The sequence below is a fragment of the Ignatzschineria larvae DSM 13226 genome (assembly GCF_038500265.1).
Classification (GTDB): Bacteria; Pseudomonadota; Gammaproteobacteria; order Cardiobacteriales; family Wohlfahrtiimonadaceae; genus Ignatzschineria; species Ignatzschineria larvae.
Genome location: NZ_CP150637.1, coordinates 724468 through 740620, shown reverse-complemented (window position 1 = coordinate 740620; position 16153 = coordinate 724468). Strand labels below are relative to the sequence as shown.

The window sequence follows — 16153 nt, the reverse complement described above, 5'->3', positions numbered from 1 at the left end:
CTCTGCAATTACTAAAAACACTAGAGTTCGAAAATTCTTACTCAAGATATCCAACTTATTGCGATGATTTCTTCTGTGTCGCTTCCCACTGCCGGTAAGCGCGTACGGCTCTATTATGTTCCTCTAAAGTATTGGAAAATTGATGCCCTTCCGATACATATCCTTTTGCCACAAAATAGAGGCTTTTACCTGGTTTAGGGTGGCTTGCTGCCCAAATTGCTTCACGACTCGGCATCGCAATCGGTGTCGGTGGTAAACCATCTCTCGTATAGGTATTGTAAGGCGTATCTCGCTGCAGATCACTCCGGTAAATTCTCCCATTACCTGCATAGCGCTCCCCTAACCCATAGATCACCGTGGGATCTGTTTGTAGGCGCATTCCTTTTTGCAATCGCCGTACAAAGACACCGGCAATTTCAGGTCGCTCTTCGGCGATTGCACTCTCTTTTTCTACAATTGAGGCAAGAGTTAACAACTCATGAGGAGTTTTCACTGGTAAATTCTCATCCCGTTTTTCCCAAGCTTGAGATAAGACCTTATCCATCGCTTCGTAACTTCTCTTGAGAAGATCTGCATCACTATAATTTTTGGGAAAGAAATAGGTATCAGGCAGAAAATAGCCTTCATATGGTTTTCCTTCAAGCCCTAATGCGACCATGACCTCATCAGGTTTAAGCCCTTTCAGTGTCTGCTTGAGATAAGGGGATTTTTCTAATGCTTGTCGAACTTGGGCAAAATTCCAACCTTCAATAATCGTAAAACTATATTGAATACCACGCCCACTCGTCAAAATAGAGAGCAGTTCAACAGGAGTTAAGATCGGTTCAAGGGCATATTCTCCCACTTTAAGCCTGCTCGCATCTCCTGTTAAACGAGCATACCACTTAAGGTAATTTCCATTTTGCAGCACATTTTCGCGTTCTAGCACTAAAACAACGCTCTCAATAGTCATACCTGGACGAATATCTAATACCATTCCCGCTTCAGGCAAATTAAGTGGCGTACGTAAATTCGCCCCGATTGTCTTTACCGAAACGATTAAACCGCAAAGCACAATGACCAAACAGAGGATAACGGTAACTTTAGAAAATAAACAACACAATAAAAATCTTAGAAAACGCATTATTCATCTATCTTCTTAAAGATTAAACTACCATTAGTACCACCAAAGCCAAAGGAGTTTGAAAGTACGATATTGAGAGGGGCGGGCTGTGGTTCTTGACCAATAATATTAAATTCCGCAGCAACAGGCTCTGGAGCTTCAAGATTAATAGTCGGCGGGATAATCTGGTCTCTTAACGCTAAAATTGAAAATACTGCTTCAATACCACCAGCAGCACCTAAGAGATGACCCGTCATAGACTTAGTAGAGCTAATCGCAACTTTACTAGATGACTCACCAAAAGTACGCTTCACAGCTTCAAGCTCCATCAAATCACCTACCGGTGTAGAAGTACCATGCGCATTAATATAATCAATCTCTGAAGCCTCAATACCGGCATCCTTAATCGCAGCATCCATACATTGTGCGGCACCGGCACCATCGGGCGATGGACTTGTAATATGATACGCATCCGAGCTCATACCAAAACCAACTAGTTCTGCATAGATATGCACTCCACGCGCTTTAGCATGTTCATACTCTTCAAGCACTAATACACCTGCACCATCCCCTAAAAGAAAACCATCACGATCAACATCCCAAGGACGAGAGGCCTTTTCAGGGTTATCATTACGGCGAGAAAGCGCCCTAGCAGCTGCAAATCCCGCAATACCTAATGGTGTTGTTGCCATTTCCGCCCCGCCTGCGAGCATAACATCGGCATCACCATAAGCAATAAGTCTTGCTGCAAGACCAATTGAATGTGTTGCTGAAGCACAAGCCGTTACCGCAGAAATATTGGGCCCTTTAAGTCCTTTTAAAATTGATAGCTGTCCTGATACCATATTCACAATTGAACCAGGCACAAAGAAAGGGCTAACTTTCCCCGGCCCCTTTTCTAATAGAACCGAGTGACTCTCCTCAATACCAGGTAAACCACCAATACCTGAACCAACCATTGCCCCGATACGGGTTGCATTTTCAGATGTAACCGCAATACCAGAATCTGCAAACGCATCGAGTCCCGCAGCAATGCCATATTGAATAAATAGATTTAGACGTCGAGCATCTCTTGGCGAAATATATGGAGAGATATCAAAATCTTTAACAGGAGCAGAAAAGGTTACAGGAAAGCCGGTGGCATCGAAGTGCGTGATAGGTGCTGCACCACTTTTTCCTGCTAAAATATTTCCCCATGATTCTTCAAACGTATTCCCTACAGGAGTTACAGCTCCTAAACCTGTCACGACCACTCGGCGTTTCATTAAAAGTTCCCCTTTTACATTTTCTGATCTGCGATCCTAAATATGATCTTCAATAAAAAAACGACTGTGTAGAGCTTAAAAAGATCTAAACAGTCGCTTCTATTTTAACTCGATTTAACCTAAAAATAGGATAAATGCTTAGTTCAACTATTATAAGTTAGCATTCACGTAGTCGATAGCTTGCTGAACTGTAGTAATTTTTTCTGCTTCTTCGTCTGGAATATCGCAGTCAAACTCTTCTTCAAGAGCCATTACTAACTCAACAGTATCAAGTGAATCCGCACCTAAATCATCAACGAAAGATGCTGAATTTACAACTTGTTCTTCTTTCGCATCAAGTTGTTCCATGATTACTTTTTTGACTCGTGTTTCGATGTCGCTCATAACTTTAAATCCTTAAATATTATAACAAAATGGTCTTTGCCAATTCTGTACTAAAAAAACGACTGTTGAATTAACAGTTCACCAAAATTAATACATTGGCAATTATAACGAATAAAAAAAAATTAGTCCATTAGCATTCCACCATTCACATGGATGGTTTCGCCTGTAATATAACCTGAGTCAAGAGAAGAAAGGAAACGAACAGCTGATGCCACCTCTTTTGGCGTACCTAATCGACCTATAGGAATATTAGCTAATAATGTCTCTTTCACCGATTCTGGTAGATCTTTAGTCATATCTGTATCAATAAATCCTGGCGCTACACAGTTTACGGTAATCCCGCGAGAACCCACTTCTTTAGCCATTGATTTAGTAAAACCAATCACACCTGCTTTTGCAGCTGCATAATTTGTTTGACCCGCATTACCGGTAATACCAACAACAGATGTAATATTGATAATTCGACCAAAACGCGCTTTCATCATCGGACGCAAGACTGCTTTAGAGAGTGCATAAACACTTGTTAAATTGGTTAAAATAACATCATTCCATTCATCATCTTTCATGCGCATTAAAAGCTGATCTTTAGTTATACCGGCATTATTGATCAATATTTCGACAGCACCTTTTTCTGCACCGATTGTTTCTAAGACAGACTCAATACTAGCAGAATCAGTCACATTTAAGACTAATCCTCTACCTGAATTACCCAAATATTCACTAATAGCATTCGCCCCGCTTTCTGAAGTCGCTGTACCAAAAACATAAGCCCCAGCAGCTACAAGTTCTTCTGCAATTGCTCTGCCAATGCCTCGCGTTGCGCCTGTTACTAATGCGATTTTCCCTTCTAAATTCATTAATGCTCCTCTTTAAATAAATTCCCATAAGCAAAACATTCAATACATTTCACTACATCATTAAATCCTGTATTGCGTTATTTATACTCACTTACTTCAATGTATTAAATATTTTATATTTTAACTGTTCTCATACTAAAGGTTCTCATACTAAAGTTTTTAGTATGAATTTGCAGTATAAAGTTTTAATCTCAAACTAGGTTCGACTCACAATCTATCAACAACTAGATTGTAGAAATAATTGTAAAATTGTAACAGTAGATACTGTTTCTCTACTTACACCCCACAAATTTCTACTTTCAAGGTAATATCTGTATCAACTTGTTTCGGTGGCGCCCACGGAGACTCTTGCTCTACTAGACGAATACTTAATTGGTGACGATTTCCGCTAAATTCAGGAAAAAAGTGATAACCCGTCATATCAATACGCAATAGTGCTGCACGCCACTTGACAGAACGATAGTAAAAACCATGTTTAAAAACACACTCTTCTTCTATAATATTTTTGCGAATATGCGCTAATACGAATTTAACGGCATCCAGAATATTATCAATAACCTTCATCCATTGATAAAAATGCTGTTTACGAACCTCGAAAGGCATATTGAGCCAATTATGTAATACAGGCAGATCAAAAGCACAAATCCCACCGACAATCACAAATCGTTGACGGAGCGTGTTCAAAAAAATATTTTCCTTAATATCATCATAAGCCCGAAAAGATTGTCGCCCTAAGATATCTTTTAACTCAGCTGCTTTTTGCCGATCTTCAAGAGAATTTGCGGTCGCAATCATCATTGTATCAAGCTGTTTAATCAACTCGATTTTAGTATCGTTTTTAGATACTAAAGTAACAAGATCTAAAAGTGCTCGCACGGCTGCAATCGTACTATATTCAGAATCATGTTCTATATAGACTAAGGATTGCTCAACAAGCATCTCTATACGTAAGAATCGTCGGATGCTTTCTGTTAATGGAAACTCGTAAATCATTATTTTCCTTAATAAGTTCAATATTTAATTCGCTTATCGCCTACATATCAGCATAATACTGATGAAGTCGATCAAGAATGCGCTCAACAAAAGATCTATTCTGATTCACTATAATATAATGCCCTAGTAAACGTCTATCTAGCCTTGAAATTTGTGAATCAATCATTTTTTGCGCTAATGATAAATCAATATTATCACGCGCAATCAATCTCTGTAATTGTAATTCATAAGGCACCTCAACTACTAATACTTCATCACATAATGACAAGTAAGGAGATTGTGAAGATATTAACGGCACAACGACTACATAATAAGAAGCGGAAGTAGGCGTGGATAATCGACATTTGACAATCTCAAGAATTCGTCGATGCAATAATGATTCTAATGTAACTTTAGCCTTCTGATCTACAAAAATCAGCGCACGCATTTTCCGGCGATCAAGTGTGCCTTCTTTTGTCAGAATCTCACCGCCAAAATTTGCCACAATCTCTTGTAATACCATTTGGCTCTCAGCACTTTTCCCCTCAGTTAATGAACGAGAAATTAGATCTGTATCAATAATTTCAGCACCTTTATGCGCCAAGTAATTAGAAATAGCAGTTTTTCCACTTGCAATACCACCGGTTAATAAAACGCTATATTTCTTTGATTGATCCATTTTTTATACCCTGAATGGCTAATAACCTTACCCATGCAAAAATAATATGAGGTAATGAATTATACCTGAAATCCCAAGAAAAGGACCAAAAGGAATTACTCGCACCCTTACCCTTTGCCTAATCTGTTTCAATGCTATGTATAATAACGCTAATAAGGTGGCAAATAGTAGTACTGAAAAAATGCCCTCTAACCCACACCAAGCAGCTAAAGCTGCCGATAACTTCAAATCCCCAAGGCCTAACGCATCTTTTTTCCCTGCCCATTGATAACTCAACCGAATCCCAAAGAGCAAAAGATAAACCACAATTACTGCAATAATCGATTCTTCAAGCGAGATCACACTTATACCTAAAAGCGCCCCAGCAACCCCACTCCATAAAAGTAGATAATTCAAAGGATCAGGCAACAGATAATAACGCGCATCGAATAATATGAGGCTAGCAACTAAAGTATAAAAATAGAACATTAAACTCAAAGCGCCTAATACAGTATCAAAATTGTAGTCATTAAGTTTACTTACAGTAAAAATCGGGGAAATAAATAATAAAAGCATGAGCAACAATATAGCTATTGCTAATAATCCATAGGTGGCTTTTTGCGACTTAATACGCCAATAAAAGAATGTGTTCCGCCACCTTATAGACAATACATTAGAACTTATAAGATCAACATCAGGCAAATCTGTGGTCATCACTCCTCGCTTTATTTCAAAGAAAGTTACAATCCCCAAAACAATGATTGGCGCAATGAGTGATATTATAATTAATAGCACTATCCACAAAATAGTACCAATTGAGCACATTAACATCACCCTACTGCCATTCCCATACTAAATAACGGAAGATAGAGCGCTATCAGAATAATGCCGACAATGATGCCTACAAATAATAAGGCAATAGGGTCTAATAAGGCGATAAATCGAGTTATACGAGTTTCAACAATGATTTGATGATATTCACCTGCTTTGGTAAGCGATTGTGCAAGTTGACCACTCATTTCCCCCACAGCAATCAATGTCAACATCACATCGGTAAATATGTGGGAATTCTCACCCGAAAAAGAGAGCGACTTCCCTGTGCTTATTTGCTGTGACAATAATGCCACTTGCTTCTGTAAATAGCGGTTATCAATACCAGCATTCAATAACGTTAGCCCCTTTATCATCGGGACACCTGATGCGATCATAATCGCCATCACCATACCAAATCTTGCATTAAAACTCGCTATAAGAATATCTCGCAAAAAGGGGACTTTTAAACTCAAACGATCTATTTGATAGCGAAAAATAGTTGATTTCTGATAAGCCCTCAATAACAGTCCCATCAGAATAAAAATTATCAATAGCCCTCGAAAACCGGCATCTGATAAGACCCATTGAGAAAGCGACATAATATTTTGCGTCAACAAAGGAAGTTCGGCACCACTAGAAGCATAGAGTGATTCAAATGTGGGCACCACAGCAATTAATATAAATAACAGCACCAGTATTGCTACCACAAAGATCATGAGAGGATATAACAGAGCTTTTTTAATAGATCGAACCGTCGCTTGTCGTTCTTTTTCAATTGTCACGACATGAGATAGTAACATCGGCAATTTCCCTGCACTCTCCCCTACCTGCATTAATGCGATATAGAGTTTAGGAACTCCTTTGATATTCGCAAAAGCCTCTGATAAAGGTGATCCAGATTTAATTTGAACTTCTGATTTCTCAAGAAACCTCCGAAACCCTCGACGAGATGCCATTCTTTGAAGTAGCTGCACAGCAGAAATAATGGCCACACCTGCACCTAACAATAATGCGAGTTGTTCCATTAAAAATAGTTGTTCTTCCCGTTTTAATCGCACCATCCTAATATCCTCACGAAAATCACAAGAGACAGATTATCTAATAAGTAAAGGAAATATAGTGAGCAATAACTAAATGTGGGAAGTTCAATCTCTATAAACTTAAAACATCTATACACTTAACAAACCATAGTTTTTGCTTTAAGCTTTATTCTTATACGACATAATGAAATATTAGAAATGCAAAAAACCTAGTAGATTTCTCTACTAGGTTTTATATTTGGTACCGACGCCCAGATTTGAACTGGGACGCAGTTACGCACTACCACCTCAAGGTAGCGTGTCTACCAATTCCACCACGCCGGCATTTTAACTCAATTCAAAATATAAACTACTTCTTGAATTAAGAAAAAGATTATATCTTCTCCCTAGAAAAAAGCAATTGTATGGGCAAAAAATAAACAGCATTTTTCTTCTACAATATCCCTATAAATACGTATCTCTTTCATCTCATTACATATCTCTATATCAGTTATATTACCAAGTACTATAGTAATATCGGTTCAAAATAAGCTTATTTAAAGGCCGGCGCATCAGTTGTAAGAAGTCAGGAAGCCGTTCTATCCGGCATCTTGTAAGTGTTGGTAAGTCAGGTTTTATGTTCTTTTAAAACCCCACAATAGCTGTTAAAAAACATTTTTCTTAAACCAAATTGACCATAATTTCATTATCCAAATTGAAGCTTCACCAAATTTCTCAATAGAAAAAGCTCTAGTACTTAACATACTAGAGCTTTTATATGGTACCGACGCCCAGATTTGAACTGGGACGCAGTTACGCACTACCACCTCAAGGTAGCGTGTCTACCAATTCCACCACGCCGGCAATAAACTGTTGCAGATTATTGTGGTTGAGAAGTTGTTGAAGTCTGTCCACCAATCATAGGGACTTGCTGAACAGGTAACGAATCAATCACACTTTTGCTAGCGGTAATCTTACCAGAGTTAAACATCATTACAAGACTCGTGATAAAAAATAGTACAACCATCCATTTGGTCATTCTCGCAAGGAAATTAGCTTTACCTGCGGCACCAAATACTGTACCTGATGCGCCTTGCCCAAATGATGCCCCAATATTAGCACCTTTTCCTTGTTGTACAAGCACAAGACCAATAATAATAAGACATACCACTACATGAAAAACATAAATTAGATTCTGAAACATCTTCTCTACCTTAATTTGCAATTATGCTAAAGCGATTTTTGTAAATCCTTCAGCCTCTAACGATGCACCACCTACTAGCGCGCCATCAATATTTTCTTTAACAAAGAGAGATTCGACATTTGAAGCATTCACACTTCCACCGTACACAACTCTCACTAGATCGCAAATTTTATCACTGTATTTCATTAATGTACAGTGAATAAAATCATGAACTGCATTCGCTTCTTCTGGCGTTGCGGTCTTACCTGTGCCAATTGCCCATACTGGCTCATAAGCAATAATGGCGTTAGTAAACGCTTCAATACCAATAGCATCAATTACAGTGATAAGCTGAGAGGCAATGACGGCTTCGGTCTGACCATTCTCTCTTTCTGAAAGTGTTTCACCCACACAGATAACAGGGGTCAATCCAGCCTCAACTGTCGCTTTCATTTTACACGCCACATCGGCATCCGTTTCTCCAAAAAGAGTACGGCGTTCAGAGTGACCAATTAACACATATTCACAACCAAACTCTTTGACCATTGCAAGTGAAATCTCACCTGTAAAAGCACCTTTAGGTTCAGGTGAGATATTTTGTACGCCTACTTTAATATTACTATCTTCTAAAATTGTACTTACTTGTTGTAAATAGATTGACGGTGGAAACACAACCACATCAGCAGTCGCATCTTTTAGCGAATCACTTAAATCATTAAGCAACGCGCGATTAGTAGCCAAACTACCATTCATCTTCCAGTTTCCTGCGACAAAGCGTCTTTTTTGACTCATCTTCTACTCCTTCAAATTACATGAATACAACATCGTAAAATACAGCATAAAAAATAAAAATTTACCAAATATTTAATCATTGAATGCCATTAATTGCTATAATCGTACCTTATTTTCCTAGGTCTGCCTACTTTTGCAATTTTATTTGGTAGTGATAACACGATAACTGATTTTTCATTGAGTACATAAATATGATCCCAAAACGTTTGAAATCTTTTTTTTCCCGCGATCTTTCAATTGATCTTGGTACAGCAAATACATTGATCTATATGCGTGGCCAAGGAATCGTTCTCAATCAACCATCTGTAGTGGCCATTGAGCGCGATCCTAAAACAGGTAGACCTCGCCTCTCAGCCGTTGGGCAAGAAGCGAAATTGATGTTAGGTAGAGCGCCCGATACTATTGAGACTACGCGCCCACTGAAGGATGGCGTTATCGCAGACCTACCTAAAACAGAAATTATGTTAGAAAACTTCATTAACCAAGTTTTAAAACGTAACTTCTTCTTAGGTCGGCCTAATCCGCGCGTCATCGTTTGTGTACCTTCAGGCGCTACACATGTTGAACGTCGCGCAATTAAAGAAGCAGCTGAAAGTGCTGGCGCATTGGCAGCACGTCTTATCCCTGAACCCATGGCTGCGGCCTTAGGTGCCGGTATTCCTGTACATGAAGCAACAGGATCTATGGTACTTGATATTGGTGGGGGAACGTCTGAGGTAGCGGTTATCTCACTTACAGGGATTGTTTACGCTAATTCTGTCAGAATTGGTGGAGATACATTTGATGAGGCGATTATTAATTATGTTCGCCGAAATTACGGTATGTTGATTGGTGAACCTACTGCTGAGCGCATTAAACATGATATAGGCACAGCATTCCCAACAGCTGAAGTTTTAGAAACACAGGTACGTGGCCGTAACTTGAGTGAGGGCTTACCACGAACATTCTCACTCACTTCAAATGAGATTTTAGAAGCCTTAATGGAGCCTCTACAAGGAATTGTCAGCGCAGTTCAATTAGCGCTTGAGTCGACACCGCCAGAGCTTGCAGCTGATATTTCAGAACGCGGCATTGTCATTACGGGGGGCGGCGCTCTACTTCGTAACATTGATCAACTTATTTCTGAAGAAACAGGCCTTGATGCTATTATCGCAGATGATCCGCTTACCTGTGTTGTTCGCGGAGGCGGTAAAGCATTAGAGCTCCAAGGAATGTATGGTAGCAATGCTTTCGGACTTGAATAACTTGCAATTATGACAAGGTGAGTTTGACTGAATACTCAAACTCACACTGTTATAGTGCTTATACACTAACATTTCGGCAAAATAATCTTCGTTAATATTGATATTACAGTGATAAACGTTTATTGCTGATCCTCTTAATCCTTCAATCAATCGTAAATCCATGGATAAAAAAGAAAAAGGTCAAACACAATTTGATTTTCATGCCTTTGGATTGAAAGGAAAGGCCGTACTCTTCTGCCTTTTTTCGATTGTGCTGATGTTCTTCGATCATAGAACCGATTATCTACGTTTACCGAAATATTATCTTGAAGAGATTATTCACCCCCTCTCACTGATTGCGGAATCACCCGCTAAAGCACTCAATACTTTTCGCGATTGGTACACTGAAAAAGAGAAACTGCTTCAACGTATTGAAACTTTGGAAGAGAAAGAACTCTATCTTGCATATGAAACTCAACAAATGGCCGCATTAACCGCTGAAAATCGTCGATTACGGCTATTATTGCAATCCTCTTCTAAATTAGAACATACCACTATCATTGCCGAGCTTATCAATATTAGCTCCGACCCTTATCGTCACATAGTACTTTTGAATCAAGGTGCAAACCAAGGTGTTAAAGAGAATTTCCCAGTTCTTAATAATCTTGGCATCGTAGGTCAAACGGTGTCTGTCTCGCCCTCTTCTAGCAAAGTCATTCTCTTAACAGACCCTCATCACTCTTTACCTATTGAGATTAACCGTAATGGCATTCGGGGAATCGCAAATGGTAATGGGAAACTCAATGAGATCGAAATTACCAATATTGCTTTCGATGATGATGTAAAAGTGGGAGATTTATTGGTTACCTCTGGACTTGACGAACGCTTTCCACAGGGCTATCCAGTTGCCATTGTCAAATCAATTACTCTTGATTCAAGTGGTTACTTTGCCAAAATTATCGCAACACCTACAGCAAAACTTGATCGTATTCGTGAAGTATTAATTCTAACTAATGGGGATAATCAAGATGTCGATTAAACGTAGCCTCATTATTCTCATTACCTTTGGGATCGCGATTGTTTTAGATACTATCTCAATGCCCCCCTTCTTTGAAGCAATCCGCCCCCACTGGACAACGATGACGATGCTCTTCTGGTCTATTAAACTCCGCTACCACTTCAGTATTGGCTGGGCTTGGTTTAGTGGACTTTTATTAGATATTTCTAAATCCTATGTATGGGGTTTACATGGTTTTATCTTTACACTACTCTGCTATCTCATTAAACGCTACCTTCCCAGAATAAGGTCGCTCACGCTACCTGAGCAGACGATCTTAATTCCCCTCGTCTTTATTGCCCAATCATTAATTGCAATTTGGGTAAATGGTGTTCTAGGTAACACAACTCCAAGTTTTACTCACTGGATCATGCCTATTATCGTTTCAAGTCTTTTCTGGCCTATTCTCAACATTATTTTGAATGAAATATGTGAGATTTTTGGCATTACGGATCAATAGTTTGTTATGAAAAGAGATAAAAACCCTAAAAAGCAGAATAACAGTAACCCGCATTTTTTAGGGCGGGCTATCATTAGCTCTTTTTTAATTTTAATAGGGCTGATCTTCCTTATTGCGCGTCTATTTCATCTGCAAGTCATTGAACATGAGCTCTATACAACGCGTTCAAATGATAATCGTATTAAACTACTGCCTCTTCCTCCCACTCGTGGGCAGATCTTTGATCGTAATGGTAAAGTCTTAGCAACCAATGTGCCTACTTACAATCTTGAAGTGATTCGGCAAAATCTTACGATTCCACTTGATGAGTTAGTAGAAAAGGTAAAGGCGCTTATTCCTTTAAGTGAGAATGAACTTAAACAGTTTGAGAAAGCACTTCGTCGTGCTAATAGGCAAGAGAGTGTAGTACTCAAAAAAGGTTTAACCGAAGAGGAATCTGCCCTCATTGCAATCAATCTTCATAAACTAGGCGGTGTTCATCTACAAGCAGACCTAGTGCGAACTTACCCCTACAAAAGTCGAGCAGTACATGCGATCGGTTATGTAGGACGTATCGACCCTCGGGATATTCGCGAAATTGAGGCGCAAAGCTTAGAGCATGAATACAATGGTATTACACATATGGGGAAACGAGGCGCCGAAAAGAGCTTTGAGAATATTCTCAGAGGTTCAATGGGTTTTGAGACGGTTGAGGCGAGCTCATCTGGCAGAACAGTACGGAAAATTAGTGAAGTATCGCCGGTTCCTGGGCAAAATATCTATCTCACCATTGACCTACGATTACAAGTCATTGCCGAAGAAGTATTGGAAGATTATGATGGTGCAATTGTCGCGATTGATCCACAAACAGGGGATATTTTAGCCTTCGTATCTAAGCCTACTTATGATCCTAATCTCTTTGTTGATGGCATCAGTCACGATGATTTCAATGCACTCAATACAGATCCTTCGACTCCATTTCTGAATCGAGTTATGCAAGGACTCTATCCACCAGGTTCGGTCATCAAACCACAAATTGGACTTGCCGGCCTTGAGAATGACTTTATCACTGATAAAACCATTATTAATTGCAAAGGCTACTTCTCTGTTCCTGGAAATAACCACAAATTCCGGGATATGGGTTACTATGGTCCTTCTGATCTTCGTAAAGCACTTGAGCGTTCTTGTGATGTCTATTTCTATGAACTTGCCTACAACATGGGTATTAATACCCTAACAGACTTCCTCGCTCCTTTTGCATTAGGAACTAAAACTAATATCGATCTTTTAGGCGAATCGAGCGGCGTCGCACCAACACCCGAATATAAACGCCAACGCTTTAAACAACCTTGGTACACCGGCGATACAATTACCGCTGGAATCGGTCAAAGTTACTGGCTTACAACACCTCTTCAAATAGCACAAGCTACAACGATTGTTAGCATGCATGGTAGAGCATTTGAACCTCATATTTTAGGCGCTATTGCTTCACCGACTGAAACAGAGAAAAACTTCATTGAACCTACACCTATCAAGCCCATTATACTTAAAGATGAACGATATTGGGATACAGTTATCGATGGAATGATCTCCGTTGTCCATGGTGCACGAGGTACAGCACGCGCAACTAAATCCAACGATTATTTAACTGCCGGAAAAACAGGAACCGCACAGGTTAAAACGATCGCACAAGGCGCAAAATATGATGCTAAAAACCTCGATCGCCGGCATCATGATCACGCTTGGTATGTTGCCTTTGCTCCGGCAAAAGATCCTAAAATTGCAGTTGCGGTGATTGTTGAAAATGGTGGGTCGGGGTCACGCGTTGCGGCACCGATGGCACAGAAAGTCATCGATGCTTGGATTAAAGATTTTAATACACCTTATGCCATTGAAGTTTTAGATAAATTTCAAGCTGAAGAGAATGCTATTTTGCAAAGTAATAATAGTGAACTCTTCTTGCCTGTTTTACAATTAGAATCCACCCCTTACCAAGAGCTAGATCTCTATAATCCGCCATCACAAATAGATCAAACACCAGAATCAGATAAAGAGAAAAGTGTTAAGTCATTGATGAATATTCGCCTTGGAAAAGATGATCGTCCAAGATCAACAGAATTAAATGGCTTAATTCGGATCGAAACCGAGAGGAGAGAACATGAAATATGAAGAGTTGTATCATACTGAAGAGGTGAAGCCAAAAGGGCTGCTCACCTTCTTCCATCTTGATACAGTTTTAACCTTCCTGATCTCGATGTTGACACTTTTTAGCATTCTTGTGCTCTATAGCGCCTCGAACCATAATATGGCCTATGTCACTTCACAAGCCCTAAAAATCGGTGGAGGCTTTGTGTTGATGATTATCATTGCCTTTATTCCGCCTGAACGTATTAAACAGCTCACGCCACTCTTCTATATCTTTGCGCTACTCTTACTGACCGCTGTTATTTTTATCGGCGTAGAAGCCAATGGCGCACATCGCTGGATTGATCTTAAAGTGATTCGATTTCAACCCTCAGAGATCGCCAAATTAGCGGTCCCGATGATGGTTGCCTACTATCTTCATAAAACGAATTTACCCCCTAAGCTTATTAATATTGTAGGATCTCTCATTCTTATCGGTATTCCATTTGCACTGATCTTTATGCAACCAGACTTAGGAACTGCACTCATTATTCTCTTTTCAGGATTAGCGGCGCTCTTTCTTGCCGGCATTCAATGGCGCTATATCTTTATTGCGATTGTTTCTGTGGCTATTGCTATTCCTTCGATGTGGTTTTTTGGTATGAAAGAGTATCAAAAAGATCGGGTGATTACCTTCTTAAACCCAGAAAGCGACCCGCTTGGTAAAGGGTATCAGATTATTCAGTCTAAAATTGCAATCGGCTCAGGGGGTATTTATGGCAAAGGCTGGCAAAATAGTACCCAAGTCTCATTGCAATTTTTACCTGAAGCGACGACAGACTTTATTTATGCCATCATAGGTGAAGAATTTGGCTTAATCGGTACTTCATTTCTAATTATCGTCTATCTTTTGATTATCTGGCGTGGACTCTATATTGCGCTTCATGCGCGAGATAGTTATTTTCAATTAGTCGGCGGTGCTATTTGCCTAGTATTCTTCTTCTATGTCTTTGTTAATACAGGGATGGTGAGTGGCATTTTACCTGTTGTCGGTGTACCCTTACCTTTTGTAAGTTATGGGGGTACCGCAATCATGACACTCTTTGTTTCATTTGGTATCTTAATGAACATCTATTCTCACCCGGCTTCAATTACGAAAAGGATTCAATGATGAGATTATCACTATTAACGTTCACCTTAGTCAGCGCACTCTCTCTGACCGCTTGTGCAAGTGATTCAAAAGGAAACTTGACACAATCAAATAAGAGTAACAATGCTTATACGTCCGTAACGCAACCTGCTCCGCCGAAAAGCTTAGAGAGCTATCCTAAAACGAATTTAGCTGCACGCGCTGATGTTAAAGCATTTATTGCTAAAACAAGCCGTGAAAATAATCTTGATGCAAAATGGATGACTGATATTCTCAACCATACAACACTACAGCCTAAAATTGTAGAAGCGATGAATCGCCCTGCAGAAGGTGTAATGAATTGGGGACGTTATCGCCCGATCTTTATGACTGAAAAACGCATTAATGATGGTATTAAATTCTATAATCAATATGAAGATGCCTTTGCCCGAGCAGAAGCAGTGTACGGTGTTGATCGTTTTGTCATTGCAGCCATTATTGGCGTTGAAACAGGCTATGGTCAAAATAAAGGCTCATGGAAAGTCGTCGATGCGCTCTCTACGCTTGCCTTTGATTATCCACGCCGAGCCGATTATTTCTCTAAAGAATTAGCAAACTTCTTTAACATTCTTGCAGAAAATGGGGGCGATCCTATGAGCTATAAAGGCTCATATGCCGGCGCTATGGGTTATCCACAATTTATGCCTTCAAGTTATCTTGCTTATGCCGTAGATTTTGATGGCGATGGCCATCGGGATCTTTGGAATAATCCAGTGGATGCCATTGGTTCAGTTGGCAATTACCTCATGAAAAGTGGTTGGGTAAGAGGTGGCAAGATCGCTGAGCAAGTTTCAGTCAGCCCAACTAACAACGCTTATCAAGCACTTAAACAGACAGGTCGCTTAACACCGCCGAAAGAGACGGTAGCACAGCTCAAACAAGCAGGTGTCATCACCAATGCAGATCCTTCGGCAAAAGTGACCCTTTTTGAATTTGAAGTCACGAGCAATCCAAAGGTAGATGAATGGTGGTTAGGCTATCAGAACTTCTATGCAATCACGCGCTATAATCATTCAAAACTCTATGCTTTAGCCGTTTATCAAGTCTCTGAGGCGATTAAACGAGGAGTCCGCTAA

16 protein-coding genes and 2 tRNA genes are annotated in these 16153 nt (G+C 39.8%); 6 read left to right on the top strand and 12 right to left on the bottom strand.

The features are described from left to right. Nucleotides 1-55 precede the first annotated feature (55 nt). The 12 genes from mltG to tpiA all read right to left on the bottom strand — a co-directional run bounded on the left by mltG (nucleotide 56) and on the right by tpiA (nucleotide 9045). Entirely contained in the window at nucleotides 56-1123 is a 1068-nt protein-coding gene (gene mltG / locus WMO13_RS03205; RefSeq protein ID WP_051396066.1) for an endolytic transglycosylase MltG, read from the bottom strand. Next, the gene (gene fabF / locus WMO13_RS03200) at nucleotides 1123-2367 is read right to left on the bottom strand and encodes a beta-ketoacyl-ACP synthase II (RefSeq protein WP_026878289.1); all 1245 of its coding nucleotides are present in this window, start codon (nucleotides 2365-2367) and stop codon (nucleotides 1123-1125) included. Before fabF ends, mltG begins: the two co-directional genes overlap by 1 nt. Before the next feature lie 150 nt (nucleotides 2368-2517). Further along, nucleotides 2518-2751, bottom strand: a complete 234-nt coding sequence (acpP, locus tag WMO13_RS03195) for an acyl carrier protein (protein WP_026878288.1) — start codon at nucleotides 2749-2751, stop codon at nucleotides 2518-2520. Nucleotides 2752-2873: 122 nt separating this feature from the next. Further along, on the bottom strand, nucleotides 2874-3608 hold the full coding sequence (gene fabG / locus WMO13_RS03190) for a 3-oxoacyl-ACP reductase FabG (RefSeq protein WP_026878287.1): 735 nt from the start codon (nucleotides 3606-3608) through the stop codon (nucleotides 2874-2876). A 276-nt stretch (nucleotides 3609-3884) separates the two neighbouring features. Continuing rightward, nucleotides 3885-4601, bottom strand: a complete 717-nt coding sequence (zapD, locus tag WMO13_RS03185) for a cell division protein ZapD (RefSeq protein WP_026878286.1) — start codon at nucleotides 4599-4601, stop codon at nucleotides 3885-3887. A gap of 40 nt (nucleotides 4602-4641) precedes the next feature. After that, the gene (gene coaE / locus WMO13_RS03180; RefSeq protein ID WP_026878285.1) at nucleotides 4642-5259 is read right to left on the bottom strand and encodes a dephospho-CoA kinase; all 618 of its coding nucleotides are present in this window, start codon (nucleotides 5257-5259) and stop codon (nucleotides 4642-4644) included. Nucleotides 5260-5286: 27 nt separating this feature from the next. Beyond that, complete coding sequence (locus WMO13_RS03175) at nucleotides 5287-6063, bottom strand: prepilin peptidase (protein ID WP_026878284.1); 777 nt, start codon at nucleotides 6061-6063, stop codon at nucleotides 5287-5289. Nucleotides 6064-6068: 5 nt separating this feature from the next. Beyond that, on the bottom strand, nucleotides 6069-7112 hold the full coding sequence (locus WMO13_RS03170) for a type II secretion system F family protein (protein WP_026878283.1): 1044 nt from the start codon (nucleotides 7110-7112) through the stop codon (nucleotides 6069-6071). A 218-nt stretch (nucleotides 7113-7330) separates the two neighbouring features. Then, a tRNA-Leu gene (locus tag WMO13_RS03165) sits at nucleotides 7331-7415 on the bottom strand. A 434-nt stretch (nucleotides 7416-7849) separates the two neighbouring features. Continuing rightward, a tRNA-Leu gene (locus WMO13_RS03160) sits at nucleotides 7850-7934 on the bottom strand. Nucleotides 7935-7950: 16 nt separating this feature from the next. Then, nucleotides 7951-8274, bottom strand: a complete 324-nt coding sequence (gene secG, locus WMO13_RS03155; protein WP_026878282.1) for a preprotein translocase subunit SecG — start codon at nucleotides 8272-8274, stop codon at nucleotides 7951-7953. A gap of 21 nt (nucleotides 8275-8295) precedes the next feature. Beyond that, entirely contained in the window at nucleotides 8296-9045 is a 750-nt protein-coding gene (tpiA, locus tag WMO13_RS03150) for a triose-phosphate isomerase (protein WP_026878281.1), read from the bottom strand. A 194-nt stretch (nucleotides 9046-9239) separates the two neighbouring features. Here tpiA and WMO13_RS03145 point away from each other — a divergent pair, with 194 nt between their 5' ends. From WMO13_RS03145 to mltB, 6 genes are all read left to right on the top strand, one after another. After that, nucleotides 9240-10289: a rod shape-determining protein gene (locus WMO13_RS03145; protein ID WP_026878280.1), complete on the top strand. Its 1050-nt coding sequence runs from the start codon at nucleotides 9240-9242 to the stop codon at nucleotides 10287-10289. Nucleotides 10290-10449: 160 nt separating this feature from the next. Next, nucleotides 10450-11307, top strand: a complete 858-nt coding sequence (mreC, locus tag WMO13_RS03140) for a rod shape-determining protein MreC (RefSeq protein WP_051396065.1) — start codon at nucleotides 10450-10452, stop codon at nucleotides 11305-11307. Then, on the top strand, nucleotides 11297-11785 hold the full coding sequence (gene mreD, locus WMO13_RS03135; RefSeq protein WP_026878278.1) for a rod shape-determining protein MreD: 489 nt from the start codon (nucleotides 11297-11299) through the stop codon (nucleotides 11783-11785). Before mreC ends, mreD begins: the two co-directional genes overlap by 11 nt. A gap of 6 nt (nucleotides 11786-11791) precedes the next feature. Continuing rightward, on the top strand, nucleotides 11792-13933 hold the full coding sequence (gene mrdA / locus WMO13_RS03130) for a penicillin-binding protein 2 (protein ID WP_051396064.1): 2142 nt from the start codon (nucleotides 11792-11794) through the stop codon (nucleotides 13931-13933). Continuing rightward, complete coding sequence (rodA, locus tag WMO13_RS03125; protein ID WP_051396063.1) at nucleotides 13923-15059, top strand: rod shape-determining protein RodA; 1137 nt, start codon at nucleotides 13923-13925, stop codon at nucleotides 15057-15059. The genes mrdA and rodA overlap by 11 nt, the downstream gene beginning before the upstream one ends. After that, complete coding sequence (gene mltB, locus WMO13_RS03120) at nucleotides 15056-16153, top strand: lytic murein transglycosylase B (RefSeq protein ID WP_026878276.1); 1098 nt, start codon at nucleotides 15056-15058, stop codon at nucleotides 16151-16153. The genes rodA and mltB overlap by 4 nt, the downstream gene beginning before the upstream one ends.